Annotated in this window: 12 protein-coding genes; 6 read left to right on the plus strand and 6 right to left on the minus strand. The window is 34.1% G+C overall.

The window, feature by feature from the left end; all coding sequences use genetic code 11:
• Window positions 1-119: 119 nt before the first annotated feature.
• The 5 genes from J2W48_RS16015 to J2W48_RS16035 form a co-directional block, all read right to left on the minus strand.
• The gene (locus J2W48_RS16015; RefSeq protein WP_310282659.1) at window positions 120-3,701 is read right to left on the minus strand and encodes a PorP/SprF family type IX secretion system membrane protein; all 3,582 of its coding nucleotides are present in this window, start codon (window positions 3,699-3,701) and stop codon (window positions 120-122) included.
• Between the two features lies 1 nt (window position 3,702).
• The gene (gene sprC, locus J2W48_RS16020) at window positions 3,703-5,082 is read right to left on the minus strand and encodes a gliding motility protein SprC (RefSeq protein ID WP_310282660.1); all 1,380 of its coding nucleotides are present in this window, start codon (window positions 5,080-5,082) and stop codon (window positions 3,703-3,705) included.
• Window positions 5,083-5,153: 71 nt separating this feature from the next.
• Window positions 5,154-5,570: a hypothetical protein gene (locus J2W48_RS16025; RefSeq protein ID WP_310282661.1), complete on the minus strand. Its 417-nt coding sequence runs from the start codon at window positions 5,568-5,570 to the stop codon at window positions 5,154-5,156.
• Between the two features lie 106 nt (window positions 5,571-5,676).
• Complete coding sequence (locus J2W48_RS16030) at window positions 5,677-6,975, minus strand: hypothetical protein (protein WP_310282662.1); 1,299 nt, start codon at window positions 6,973-6,975, stop codon at window positions 5,677-5,679.
• A 137-nt stretch (window positions 6,976-7,112) separates the two neighbouring features.
• Complete coding sequence (locus tag J2W48_RS16035; protein WP_310282663.1) at window positions 7,113-7,565, minus strand: hypothetical protein; 453 nt, start codon at window positions 7,563-7,565, stop codon at window positions 7,113-7,115.
• A 423-nt stretch (window positions 7,566-7,988) separates the two neighbouring features.
• Between J2W48_RS16035 and J2W48_RS16040 the strand changes: the two genes are divergently transcribed.
• The 4 genes from J2W48_RS16040 to recA all read left to right on the plus strand — a co-directional run bounded on the left by J2W48_RS16040 (window position 7,989) and on the right by recA (window position 11,406).
• The gene (locus J2W48_RS16040) at window positions 7,989-9,137 is read left to right on the plus strand and encodes a DNA polymerase III subunit (protein WP_310282664.1); all 1,149 of its coding nucleotides are present in this window, start codon (window positions 7,989-7,991) and stop codon (window positions 9,135-9,137) included.
• Window positions 9,138-9,144: 7 nt separating this feature from the next.
• Window positions 9,145-9,528 (plus strand): DoxX family protein, encoded by a 384-nt coding sequence (locus J2W48_RS16045; protein ID WP_310282666.1) that lies wholly within the window; start codon window positions 9,145-9,147, stop codon window positions 9,526-9,528.
• A gap of 185 nt (window positions 9,529-9,713) precedes the next feature.
• Window positions 9,714-10,226, plus strand: a complete 513-nt coding sequence (locus J2W48_RS16050) for an acyl-CoA thioesterase (protein ID WP_310282668.1) — start codon at window positions 9,714-9,716, stop codon at window positions 10,224-10,226.
• A 172-nt stretch (window positions 10,227-10,398) separates the two neighbouring features.
• Entirely contained in the window at window positions 10,399-11,406 is a 1,008-nt protein-coding gene (gene recA / locus J2W48_RS16055; protein ID WP_310282676.1) for a recombinase RecA, read from the plus strand.
• Window positions 11,407-12,144: 738 nt separating this feature from the next.
• On the opposite strand, the gene J2W48_RS16060 is transcribed toward recA, so the two are convergent.
• Window positions 12,145-12,900, minus strand: a complete 756-nt coding sequence (locus J2W48_RS16060) for a lysophospholipid acyltransferase family protein (protein WP_310282670.1) — start codon at window positions 12,898-12,900, stop codon at window positions 12,145-12,147.
• A 205-nt stretch (window positions 12,901-13,105) separates the two neighbouring features.
• Here J2W48_RS16060 and trpS point away from each other — a divergent pair, with 205 nt between their 5' ends.
• Both trpS and J2W48_RS16070 read left to right on the plus strand, forming a co-directional pair.
• Window positions 13,106-14,083 carry a tryptophan--tRNA ligase gene (gene trpS, locus J2W48_RS16065; RefSeq protein ID WP_310282672.1) on the plus strand — a complete coding sequence of 326 codons (978 nt, stop codon included), beginning with the start codon at window positions 13,106-13,108 and terminating at the stop codon, window positions 14,081-14,083.
• A 112-nt stretch (window positions 14,084-14,195) separates the two neighbouring features.
• Window positions 14,196-14,602: hypothetical protein (locus J2W48_RS16070; RefSeq protein WP_310282673.1), on the plus strand; the 407-nt coding region annotated here is incomplete at its 3' end.

Genomic DNA, 14,602 nt, shown 5'->3' on the forward strand with positions numbered 1-14,602 from the left:
TTTGTCTTATTCCCTAAAGGGGCTTTCAGGGAATAAAATTTTTGCGCTTTAAAACTTTTATTTATATACTCCCTAAAAATTTAGGAAGTAATGACTTTAATATTTTATACTAACTGCTATTAATTTTCAACTTTTACGATAGCCATTTTACCATTATATGGTTTGCTTCCTTTTTCTTCTAATGCTTTTTGAGCCTCAGGTAAACCTTCAAATTTCTCGTAATAGATATAATATTTACTTGTTGTTACATTATAAAAGAAATTAACATCTGAACGTCCGGCGGCAACAGCTTTTCTCAAAAATTCATCACGTTTTTCTACACTGTTATGAACTGCAATAATAAGGTAATAACCACTTTCCGAATTTTTAATATTCTTGATAATCTGCATATTTGACTGATCTTCTCCAAAATCAAAATCATTTGCTTTTAATGGTGTATTGCTGACTTTCGTAGTTTCTTTTATACGTTTAAGAGCGGCCACATCTTGTGCGTATCTTCCCTGATCATTTTCGTATGCAGCACGTTTAATTCTACGTTTTCTCTCTATTTCTGTTTCAGTTTTAATACGCTCTAAACTGGCAAGCATTTCAGCATTATTTTTTTCTGCTTGTATTTGTGCTGCTTTCAACTGATTTATTTTTTCTAAATATGCTTTATTTAAGGCATCATTTTTATTTGGTACTTTTTTCAGCCTTTCATTATATAAATTTGTCAGTTTTGCAATTTCAGCATTTTGGCTTCGGCTGGCTTCGGCAATTTGTAATTTTAAAGCTTCCATCTGGCTGTTTTCTGCAGCAACGCTTTTGAATGGTTTTGGCTCTTTATAAATTCCTTTTTCACTTAAATCGTTTTCTTCTCTTAAATCATCAAGATCTTTTTGTTTACTGGCTAAAGTAGCTTTAAACTGTGCTAATAAATCATCTTGTTCTTTACTTGACACATCAATTGATTCTGATAAATTATCCATTGCTTTTGCCGTCTCATCTTTTGCAGATGCTGCTAATCTGGCTTGTGCTTCAGCATCAGCTTTCGCTTTGGCATCTTCCGCCAATTTAGCCTGACGAGCATCTTCGGCTAATTTTAATTGTCTTGTTTCTTCTTCAGCTTTTAATCTTTCTGCACCTTCAGCATCCGCTTTTACTTTTGCATCTGCTAATAATTTTGCTTGTAAGGCTTCCATATCAGCTTTAGCTTTCGCATCAGCTGCTAATTTGGCTTGCAAAGCTTCAGCATCGGCTTTTGCTTTCGCATCAGCTGCTAATTTAGCCTGCAAAGCTTCGGCATCGGCTTTAGCTTTCGCATCTGCTGCTAATTTAGCCTGTAAAGCTTCAGCATCGGCTTTAGCTTTCGCATCTGCTGCTAATTTAGCCTGTAAAGCTTCAGCATCGGCTTTAGCTTTCGCATCTGCTGCTAATTTAGCCTGCAAAGCTTCAGCATCGGCTTTAGCTTTCGCATCAGCTGCTAATTTAGCCTGCAAAGCTTCGGCATCGGCTTTAGCTTTCGCATCTGCTGCTAATTTAGCCTGCAAAGCTTCAGCATCGGCTTTAGCTTTCGCATCTGCTGCTAATTTAGCCTGCAAAGCTTCGGCATCGGCTTTAGCTTTCGCATCTGCTGCTAATTTAGCCTGCAAAGCTTCAGCATCAGCTTTCGCTTTGGCGTCTGCTGCTAATTTGGCCTGCAAAGCTTCCGCATCGGCTTTAGCTTTGGCGTCTGCAGCTAATTTGGCCTGACGTTCTTCTTCAGCTTGTTGTAACTGTTTAGCTTCGGCATCGGCTTTAGCTTTGGCAGTAGCTTCAGCATCTGCTTTTACTTTAGCATCAGCTAGTAATTTAGCCTGTAAAGCTTCCATATCAGCTTTAGCTTTGGCGTCTGCAACTAATTTGGCTTGTAGGGCTTCAGCATCGGCTTTAGCTTTTGCATCTGCAGCTAATTTTGCCTGTATAGCTTCTGCATCGGCTTTGGCTTTAGCTTCGGCAGCTAATTTGGCTTGTAGGGCTTCAGCATCGGCTTTGGCTTTGGCTTCAGCAACTAATTTTGCCTGTAAAGCTTCGGCATCGGCTTTAGCTTTGGCTTCGGCAGCAATTCTGGCTTCTCTTGCCTCTGCATCCGCTTTCGCTTTGGCATCTGCCGCTAATCTTTCTTTTTCTGCAGCAATGGCCGCAGTTTTCGCTTTCGCTTCAGCTGCTAATCTTGCTTTATTGGCTGCGTCTTGTGCGGCTTTAGTTTTTGCAGCTTCAGCGGCTTTGGCTTTGGCCTCAGCGGCTAATCTGGCCTGAAGTGCATCAGAATCAGCTTTAGCTTTGGCATCAGCGGCTAAAATAGATTCTAAATCTGCTGCCTCACTTTTCGCTTTCGCTGCAGCTTTACGTTTTGCTTCTTCTGCATCCGCCTTCGCTTTAGCATCGGCAGCTAATTTAATTTTTAAGGCCTCAGCATCGGCTTTGGCTTTGGCTTCAGGGGATAATTTTAATTTTTCTGCAGCTTCGGCATCGGCTTTCGCTTTTGCATCAGCTTCTAGTTTGATTTTTAATGCCTCAGCGTCAGCTTTGGCTTTATTGTCAGCTTCAAGTTTTGCTTTAGCAGCTGCTTCGGCATCAGCCTTAACTTTTTCTGCAGCTGCCAACCTTATCTGCAAGGCTTCGGCATCGGCTTTCGCTTTGGCATCTGCCGCCAATTTAGCTTTTGTTGCACCATCTACTCTTGTAATTGGTGTAGTTGGTTTTTTTGCCATTACTGGTTTTGCTTTCGTCGGATCAATAAGCGAACCTTCTTCATCATCGCCATAATAGTAGTTTCTGCTTTTAAATTTATAAGCAATTGCAAACTCATGAGAAGGACCCAAATTGGTAAAATTTCCCATTCCTCTCTCGTAATTATATTCAATAGCAATGCTAGGTGTAATATTAATCCCCAAACCTGCTGAAATTCCGTATAATGTATTGTAACCCATTTGTGCCCAAATTCCTTGGGGAATTGTAAGCATGGCTAACCCTGAAACTATTGTATTATCCTGTTTAATTTCTGTTTTAACAATTCCGGAAAATTTGCTTTCATTAAGAAATCCATAACTATCAATATATCCGGTGTACATTCCATGCAATACAATTGCTCTTTCGGGATCATCTTTTATCATTCCGGAACCAAAATTATACAACACTAAATTGTTCATTGATAATCCGAAATCAAAAAAAGCTGTACCATAATTAATTCCCGGATTTACGGTAAGCAATGTATTTGAAGGGTAATCTCCGTCTAAACTTGGATCATCAGAGATTATTTTTCCTTTGTCCAAACCACTTTGATAAGCACCAACGTTTAATCCAAAAGTTAAATTACTGTCTTCCTGTAATACAATATTGTGCGCAAAATTAACTACTCCGCCAAATACAGTCATCAAACCGTAATTTTGCTGAAATAAGCCTATAGCATATGCATCATTTTCTTTTAAACGACCTGAATAATTGAAAAGATATGTATTGGGGGCATCATCAAATTGTACATATTGTCTTTTATTATAAAAACTTAAAATTGGATTTTGCTCACGTACAAAACTAAATGTTGGGTTAATTAGATATCTATTAAACTTTAATGAATTTCGGATAGGTAATGAAAACGAAACAACTCCACCCTCATTATCTTGAGAGTAGAGTAATTGTGACGAACCGTAAAATAAAGTTAAGAATAGTAAAATTTTCTTCATATTATTTCAGCACCGTTATTGATCCTTTTTTTTCACCTGCATCGCCTTGAATAACATAGTAATATACTGGATTTACATTTTTAATATCAATTGCTGTCTGTGGCCAATCCCCTTGATAATTGACAACATCTAAAACCTTTTCTCCGTTTGAACTTATTATGATGACTTTGGTATTTTCATTTTTATAGATATCAGGGATATTCCAATACGGGTTAGAACCTTCCATTTTTATAATATTAGCAATAACAGCAGTTGGTGAAGAAGGACCATTAACCTTAAAGCTAAATTCTTTTGAAGATATACAGCCAGATGCCTGAGAAATTTTTGCTCTGTAATTACCTTTAATAGCAACTAAATAAGTATCTGTTGTTGCTCCGGAAATAATGTTCCCATTTAAATACCACTCATACGTTGGATTTGAAGCATCATCTGTTACGGTAACGCTTACCGTTTCGCCTTCCTGGAGTTCAATTTCGTCAGCAACATCAATACTAGCCTCAAAACTATTGCTGCTAAGGTTGATATTTCCTGTAGCTTTACATCCGCCAAAATCAACTTCTACGCTATAAAGCCCGGATTGATTAGTGCTATAGGTACGATTAGTAGCATTTGTAATTACTGCACCGTCTTTTTTCCAAATGTAACTATTTCCTGAAGTTGCAGTTAGGACAGTTCCTACTCCATTTGAACAAAAAGGATTACCCAAACTGGAATCCACAGTTACAGCAGATCCTGAACTTGAACTTGTAACTGTAACACGGTTTGAGCTAAAATTAACATCTGAACACTCCCCATAATCAATTTCTGCATAATATTTACCGACAGCATTTACAGTTAATGTACTAGAACTTTGTCCAGCAATAACTACATCATCTTTGAACCATTTATATTTAATATTTGAATAATTAGCCGGTGAAGAATTTTGCACTTCAGGAGTTTCATTATACACAGAAAGAGTAAGACTTCCTCCTGAACAAATCATCGCATTTTCGATCTTATTATTTATAAAAAATGAATTCTCATACTCTTTATAAAATGCAGGGAAAGAAGTATTTCCCAAAGAGTTTTTAAATCTCGTCGGACTAACATATCCGGTTGAAGCTTTCACTCTCAAACTATATATATCAGATCCTGTTAAATTGTTAGGCACAGCAAATTTTATTGTTTGCTGCGAAGGAGAAACATCAATAGTTTGCAATATAGTTGTTGCAATGGGATTTGTAAAACTTCCTGTAGCATCTGATAATTCAAGTACAAAAGTGGTACCGGAAGGAAAATTCAAATACGTAAATGTTGCATTAAATTCATTAAAAAAATTACCTGCACACAGCTTTTCCAGACCATCAAACTGTTGTGGTACTATTACTGTTTGTGCATGCAAATTAGTTTTAGCAAATAAAAAAATACTACAAAGAAGAATAAATCTAAGTAATGACAGAGTAGTTTTTTTAATCATATAGTACGAATTCTGGCTAAGTCTATATCTTCAAAAAATAAAATATCAATAAACGTTTCAGAGAAATCGTATTTATAGTTTTCAATAATATCCTTTGCTAAAGCAGAATAAGTTGCAATATTATCTGATGATTTTTCTTTTACGGCAGAGATCAGATTTTTAATTCCGGCAGTTTCTATAGTAAAGCTACCCTTGGGGATGGATAGCCCTACTATAAACTGTTTAGAATTACCTAAATGATTAACGGACTCGATAGTCGTTATTGGATTTTGGTTGCCAAAAGCTTGTTCTATAATATTGCCTTCAACTGAATTTTTAGATTTTTCAATTGTATTTTGAGCAAATAAACTTAGCGATAAAGGAGAAACCAAAAATATTGTATAAATAATATATTTTCTAATGTTTGGGGCCATTGTGTTTTGATCTTTATTTGGGTCCTGACAAAAACGCATACATAACTTAAATTATGTCTGGGACTTTATTAATAAAATTTACGCTTTGAAATAAAAATCTAAATATTTATCTATTACCACTAGAAGCTGTGATTTTTCCTAATTGAAGTCTGAAATCAGGTTTTTTTGGATTAAAGATATCGATAAAGGTTTCTTTATTATCACTTTGTGAATAAACATTAAAGAATACGCTATTACCATACCAGCTCTCTAAATCTTCATTGTTAGAATTATATTCTGTAAAAATGTTTCCTTTACATAAGTTGAAATACATTTCCTCGAATTTAATTCTTTTAAGATTAGCATCATTAATTTCAGTTTTGCTATCTAATAAAACTGCAGGATTAAATCCTGAAATAACGCTACGTTTGATTTCAAGTGAAGCATTCTCTCTAATGTAAATAGCTTCTTTAATCAATCCTGATTGAATATCGGCATTGATGTTTTCGCTATCATTAATCATTGTAATATTTGAAGCAACAACTAAAGTTGCTTTTTTGGTAAAATCGGTCTCATTTTTTTTCTCATAAGAATTAACTTCAAAACAACGTGACCCGTCTTTATTACTTGATAAATATGAAGATCTTACCGCCAATGAATTATGAAGACGACATTGAACTCCCTGAGTAAATTTGTAATCATCATTGATTGATTTGTAAGAAACCAATTTTGTAGCATTTAGATCACCACCAAAGAAAGCGAATGAATCTCCTGCTGAATAACTCACCATAATGTTTTCAAGAATGGTTTTGTTTCCAACACCTGCAATTGTTAATCCATTGAAACTTCCGGCATTTTTCACTTTTTTTCCGGCAAATTCAATTCTGACAAATCTTAAAATTCCTGAATTTCCAGCAACATTATCACCTCCATAAGTAGTAAGCGAAGGATCAAGATCCAGATTATAAGATCCTACGTTTCCAAATTTGTTTGTAGGAGCATCACCAAGTACTACTATTCCTCCCCAATCACCTGCTTTTTTCATGCTTCGGTTTGAAGTAAATACAATTGGGTCAGTCTCTAAACCATCAGCTATAATCTGGGCTCCTTTTGTAACTACTAATGTTCCTTTAGTTTCAAAATCACCAATAATCAAAGTTCCTGGTTCAATAGTTAAAACGGCATTATTAGTAACATATACATTGCCTTGCAAAACATAAATGTTTCTCTTAAGTAACTTAGTGTTTACAGAAATGTTTCCAGCCAAAATTTGGTTTGCTTCTCCATAGTCAACTTTGTTAGGCTTAAATTCAGTCCAGTTGTTTAACCAGTTGTTGTAGCCCATGATTCCTTTTTCTTGTTGAGCACTCACATTGGTAACAATCAAAAGAATGATTATGCTTGTAATTTGAGTAATTTTTTTCATGGTAAAAAGGTATTAGGTTAATAATAAATTTGGGTATGCGTAAATATTAAGAAACTCATTCAAGTTCTTTTCAAAATCAGAATTGTACGGAAATGAGTTGTTTAAATAATAATGTAAAGACTAAAAAATATCTTAAATTACATATCATTTAATTCATTAAATTCATGTAAAGATTTCAATGTTCCTTCGTAAAACAAAATAGCGGCTACTAAATTTGATTTATCAGAATAAGGCATCATTTTTCTTTGGAATTCAACAGTTGTATCTAAGAATGTTGATGTACCCAGTGCCTGAGATTCTAAAACTTTTTTATGCTCATTATCGTCTGGAATACCTAAATCGGCCATAGTTACCCCGGGTTTAGTAACCAACGCAATGTAAGGGAGGGTTTTAACTAATACTTTTATTCTCTCGATGTATAATTCCAACAATTCTCCTTTTTGCATACCACTTAATTCTTTTTGATCATGGTATTTACGAATAAGAGCTGTTGTACTAATAATACTTCGAGGAGCGTTTTTAGCTTGTGCACAAATGGCACCTGTAGTCAATAAAAAACATACACTTAAAAAAATAATTTTCCCTTTCATAAATTCTTAATTAAATTTGTTGTTGATGAAAACAAAAATATATAAATTAACTTAAACTGCAACTTTAATATATTTTTTTTTCTGCAAAAGCTTAAAAAAAACTTAAAATATTTAAATGTTTCCAGAAAAAACAGGCTTTCACATAGATTTTTTTAAAATTGTTAAAGTTAATCATTGTAGGATTTTTATCGTTTTTTTTTCATCATAGCGACTACATTCTCTATAATGATAACGAAAAAAAAACCGGGTTTACACTCTTATCTAAAAAACTATTAACAAAAAAACCTCGATTTATGTTCAAAACAATTTCCATGTAGAAAAACTTGACAATTAAAATAAAGCAGTTTGTATTGATAATCAACAGCATCAATAATCTTTTTTTACAAAGTTTTTGACTACGTCATTTTCTTCTATCTTTGCTTCATGCAATTTTCACAAATTTTAGGTCAGGATTACATTAAAAACCACTTGATAAACAGTGCAGCTTCCGGGCGCATTCCGCACGCACAATTATTTATTGGGCCTGAGGGAAGTGGTACATTATTAACAGCTATTGCCTATGCACAATACATTTTGTGCAGTAATACTGGTGATGAAAACTCCAATGGTAATGATGCCTGTAATTTAAAATTTAAAAATATTTCGCATCCCGATTTACATTTTATATATCCAACGGTAACGACCGAAGATGTTAAAACAAAACCTAAGAGTTTAGATTTTATTCAGGACTGGAGAACTTTTATTCAGGAAATGCCTTATGGAGGTTTATTTGACTGGTATAAAATTTTGGGTGTTCAAAATAAACAGGGTGAAATTAGGGTCGAAGACGCACAGGAAGTTTTAAAATCCCTTTCGTTAAAATCGTATGAAGGGGGGTATAAGATCATGATTATCTGGATGGCCGATAAAATGAATATCGCGGCATCAAATAAATTATTGAAACTTTTAGAAGAACCGTCAGATAAAACCATTTTTATTCTCATTTCTGAAAATGAAGAAGATATTATACAAACCATACGCTCTAGATGTCAGGTCATTCATTTTAATGGTTTACCAGAAAAAATAATTGCAGAAGCACTGGTTTCTCAGGAAAATATCGATTCAAACTTAGCCAAAAAAATTGCACATCAGGCTCAGGGAAATTTCAATAAAGCAATGTCTCTGTTAAAAGAAGATGATTCTGAATATCCGTTTGAGCAATGGTTTGTCAATTGGGTCCGGGCAGCTTTCAGGGCAAAAGGAAATGCAGCCGCAATTCAGGATCTAATTTCCTGGAGCGAAGAAATCGCTGCCTTAGGCCGTGAAAGCCAGAAAAAATTTATCCAGTTTTGTATCGAAATGTTCCGTCAGGCACTTTTGCTTAATTATCAGGCTCCAACACTGGTTTATATTGAACCGAAAGTTGATAAATTTAAATTAGAAAATTTTGCGCCTTTTGTAAACGGAAATAACATTCACGATATTTTCAAAGAACTTTCTGATGCGATGTATCACATTGAAAGAAATGGAAATGCAAAAATAATTCTAACGGATTTATCTATAAAACTGACTCGTTTAATTCATAAAAAATAATTTTCAAATGAATAATGTTGCCTCAATTTTAATTCTGATTTTTTTAGCCCTGACTTTTTTACAATCAGGCTATGAGAAAATTTTTTACTGGAAAGATAATGTTAACTGGCTTAAAGAACATTTTGCCAAAACAATATTGAAAAGCCAGGTACCACCCGCCTTACTTCATCTTTTAATTTTAGAATTAATTTCAGGGATTTTATGTGTCGTTGGTGCTATTCAATTATTCACAAATAGTGGTCGTGAGTTTGGTTTTTACGGAGCCTTATTTTCATGCATTACTTTGTTAATGATGCTTTTCGGGCAACGTTTAGCGAAAGATTATGATGGTGCCAGAACCATTGTTATCTATTTTATACCAGCTGTTATGGCTGTTTATTGGCTGAATTAAAATATGCCATAAATTAAAATTACACGAATTAGCACCAATTAATTTGAAGTAATTTGTGTAATTTGTGGCTAACATTTTTTAGAAGCTAAAGCAAAAGACACTGAAAGTACTTAGTTGTAACTATATCTGAGACCAATAAATTTGTTCGCTTTAGCGGACAGCAAATTAAAATTTTACATTAAAAAATGAATCCAAAACACCCTTCAGAATCTCTAACTATTTTAACCGATTTAGTTTTACCGAGCGAAACAAATCCTTTAAATAACCTTTTTGGTGGCGAACTTTTAGCCCGAATGGATCGCGCAGCCAGTATTGCTGCCAGAAGACATTCACGCCGGATTGTGGTTACTGCTTCTGTAAATCATGTCGCTTTCAACAGGGCCATTTCATTAGGAAGCGTCGTTACGGTTGAAGCAAAAGTGTCAAGATCTTTTAAAAGTTCTATGGAAGTTTTTATCGATGTTTGGGTAGAAGACCGCGAATCAGGAAACAGAACCAAAGCCAACGAAGCTATTTATACTTTTGTAGCCGTTGATGATACCGGGAGACCAGTTGAAGTTCCCGCAATTGAACCTGAAACAGAACTGGAAAAACAACGTTTTGATGCAGCCTTACGTCGTAAGCAATTAAGTCTGTTATTAGCAGGAAAAATAAAACCCTCAGAAGCAACAGAATTAAAGGCTTTGTTTATATCTTAAAAATCTTACTTTTTAAGAGGTTGTATTTAATTGCTACTTCAAAAAAAAGAACTAATTTTACAAAATTACAAGCCCATAGAAATCTAAATCAGGAAGTTATTAATATTCCTGGTTTGCTTTGAAAGAGAAAAAAATTATAAAAATTTAGATGAAAGAAAAAGACAAAGAAAAGATGAGTTCAGAGAAAGATGCCAAATTAAAAGCGCTACAACTTACGCTTGATAAACTTGATAAAACTTACGGAAAAGGAACCGTAATGAAAATGGGGGATAAAGCCATCGTAGAAGTTGAAACGATTTCTTCAGGTTCTCTTGGTGTTGATTTAGCACTTGGAGTAAATGGTTACCCCAGAGGACGAATTATTGAAATATACGGACCAGAATCATCTGGTAAGACCACATTAACATTACATGCAATTGCGGAGGCTCAAAAGGCAGGTGGAATTGCTGCTTTTATAGATGCTGAACATGCTTTTGACAGAAACTATGCCGAAAAATTAGGCGTTGATATCGAAAACCTGATCATTTCACAGCCGGACAACGGTGAGCAGGCTTTAGAAATTGCTGAAAACCTGATTCGTTCTGGCGCAATTGATATTGTAGTAATTGACTCTGTAGCTGCTTTGACTCCAAAAAGCGAAATTGAAGGTGAAATGGGAGATTCTAAAATGGGTCTTCATGCACGTTTAATGTCTCAGGCTTTAAGGAAATTAACCGGAACAATCAGTAAAACAAATTGTACAGTTTTCTTTATCAACCAGTTGAGAGAGAAAATTGGTGTAATGTTTGGGAATCCTGAAACAACAACAGGTGGTAACGCATTAAAATTTTACGCTTCTGTTCGTTTAGATATTCGTCGTTCTTCTCAAATTAAAGACGGTGAAAATGTTATCGGAAACAGAACGAAAGTAAAAGTCGTTAAAAACAAAGTGGCTCCGCCTTTCAAAACTGCCGAATTCGACATTATGTACGGAGAAGGAGTCTCTAAAACCGGTGAAATTTTAGATTTAGCGGTTGAATTTGATATTGTTAAAAAAGCAGGATCCTGGTTTAGCTACGGAGAGACCAAATTAGGACAAGGTCGGGACGCAGTAAAATCTTTAATTAAAGATAATCCGGAATTAGCTGACGAATTAGAGGTTAAAATTAAAGCACATATCAAAGAATTGGCTAACGCTTAAAAAAATAAACCACTCCTATGGACTGAAGTGCATAGATTTGGTTGGCAGTCAGAAAGTCTACAAGGCTGCAACACTTTTATTAGCCACGAATTACACGAATTAGCACTAATTAATTTGTATAATTTGTGGCTAATATTTTTTTTGAAACTAAGGTAAAATACACTAAAACACATAGTTGTAAACTATAATCTGATACCAATAAAAATTCCTCAAATAGAAGACTTTGTTTCACAAACCCGACACGATTTAGTTAGCTGTCGGTTTTTTTATATCTAAAATTTTAAAAAAGACGCAACCATTTTAAAAAAGTTGCATCTTGTAAATAGACATGACTTTTTTATTTAGTATTCGCCATAATACTAATTCAAAGTTTTTAGAATAAATTTTGGTTAATTGGTTCAATAAAAGTCTGTTAGTTTTAATTTAGGTGCTAACGGACTTTTACTGTTTTAAGAATTTTCTACTTTTTTTACGCAACCTTTTATCTCTTTAGCTCTCTTAATATTATAACCGGAGTTCTAATCAAACTTTAATTATCAACTATTAATATTTTAGTCATGAAAGAGAAAATAGAAGTATTGTTGAATAAAAACCGAAAAATAACCAGATTGCGATTTAAAAAAGTATTACGATTTATCTCGGAAAAAATAATTCACAGATAAGATTTTGAATATAAAAGGGGTTTTAGTTCAAAAGAAAACCCGACAAACTTAAAAAATTTGTCGGGTTTAATATAAATCATATTTTGAATTTTTCATTCTTAAATTCGAGTAATCCCTTATAAATCAATTGTCTTGTTTGATCCCGAAGTTCTTTCCTGTTTTCACCTGTCAGCCCTTTCGTTTCAATAAAATTAAAGATTTTACCTCGCATTTTTCCTGGGCTTCCGCTTAAAAAAGTATACGAAAATCGTTCTTTATTGTCTGCAAAAACAATCGGTACAATCGGAATTTGATGATCTATAGCCAACCTAAAAGCACCGTCCTTAAACTCATCCAACAAAACCGATTCATCATAAGGAACGCCTCCTTCCGGAAAAATACAAATACTAAGTCCTTGATTCAGCCTGTTTTGTGCTCTTTTAAAAACTTCATTTTTACTTTTGGATGAATTTCTATCGACCAAAATACAGGTTCTTTTGTAGAAAAATCCAAATAATGGAATCTTTGAAAGCTCTTTTTTTCCAACAAAAACAAATGGGTTTCTCACCACTGCCAACATCAGCATAATATCGGTCATTGAGGTATGATTGGCTACAATCATATAACTTTTTCCTTTTTCAAGCTTTTGCAGACGTTCGATTTTATAATAAAAGCCCATTCCAAAAAGAATGAATTTAGCCCAAATTCTGGCCATTTTAAAGAAATACGGGTACCCACTCTCGGTTATAATAGAAACCAGTAAAAATGGCAACATAATCAATATCGGAATAGCCATTAAGATATAAAACCAAATGCGCCATAAGACCCAAAAAACAATTTTAATTCCTTTCATAGATTCAAATGTAATAAAACAGAAGTGAATTTAGATTTATAGACCATTAGATTTTTAGAATATTTAGACATTTCTGAAAATAAAACCTGAAATCTCAGAGAACTTTTAGAAAACTTTCTAATTTTTGCACAAGAAAAAAATAAACCTTGCAGGCTTTGCGAAAAACTTTGCGAACTTTGCGGTTAAGAAATAAGAAAAAACTAGAATGGCAAAAATACTTACCGGTGTTCAGAGTACTGGAACGCCACACTTAGGCAATTTATTGGGAGCAATTATTCCTGCAATCGAATTATCAAACAATCCGGAAAACGAAACTTTTTTGTTTATTGCTGATTTACATTCGATTACACAAATAAAGGATGGTAAAACATTACGCGAAAACACTTACAGCACAGCAGCTGCATGGCTTGCCTGTGGTTTAAACCCTGATAAAGTTACATTTTACAGACAATCTGATGTAGCTCAGACTGCTGAAATATCCTGGTATTTGAGTTGTTTTTTCCCGTTCCAGCGTTTGACTTTGGCACATTCTTTCAAAGACAAGGCAGATCGTTTAGATGATGTAAATGCAGGACTTTTTACCTATCCAATGCTGATGGCAGCAGATATTTTGTTGTATGATGCTGAATTTGTTCCGGTTGGAAAAGACCAATTGCAACATTTAGAAATCACACGTGATGTAGCATCTCGTTTCAATCATCAAATGGGTGAAACTTTTGTGCTTCCGGAAGCTAAAATTCAGGAAGACAGCATGCTGATTCCGGGAACCAATGGCGGAAAAATGAGTAAGTCTGCGAATAATATAATCAATATTTTTCTGGATGACAAAGCATTACGCAAACAAGTAATGAGTATTGAAACCGACAGCACGCCACTTGAAGATCCAAAAAATCCCGATACATGTAATGCTTTCGCTATTTATTCGCTTTTAGCAAGTGAAACACAAATTGCCGAAATGAGAGTCAATTATGTATCAGGCAATTATGGCTACGGTCATGCTAAACAAGCTTTGTTTGAGTTAATTACCGAAACTTTTAAAACCGAAAGAGAGAAATACAATTACTACATCAATAATCTTGAAGAAGTTGATACGCTCTTGAAAAAAGGTGCTGCAAAAGCTTCTGTTGTTGCAGATGGTGTTTTGAATAGAGTAAGAGAAAAATTAGGGTTTGAGGCTATTTGATTTTTTTAAATTAAAATCCACTTAAAATGGGTGTTTTATTTATAAACTCCTTTTGTTTAAGTTTCAAATACGTTGATGTAATAAAAATAGTAATATAATTTAAACCCATACGATGAAAATAAGCTTGTTTGCCCCTCTCCATTTTTTAGGACTTTTCTTTGTTTTAATGCTCTTTTCTTGTACTAAGGACGATGTAGAAAACAGATCAACAACCTCAATTACAAACCAACTAAAAAACGATTTAAAACTAAATCAGTTTGCCAATAAAAGCATTTCTGACAACTTAGTTGTAAATTGGGAAAGTCTTACTAAAACTGAAAAAGACGATTTTGAATTTTATGAAATTGAAGTCAATGAAAAAAATCCAGCCATAATAGAATCTAATTTATTCCAAAACGAATTAAAATACGAGTTGATAGCCATAAAAAAAAAGGGTGAGATCCATTCCTATTTAATTGAAGCCTATTCAAGTTTAAAACACTCTTTATTTAATAATTCCATACAAAATCTTAAAAACTT

Source organism: Flavobacterium piscis (genome assembly GCF_031457575.1).
GTDB lineage: Bacteria > Bacteroidota > Bacteroidia > Flavobacteriales > Flavobacteriaceae > Flavobacterium > Flavobacterium piscis_A.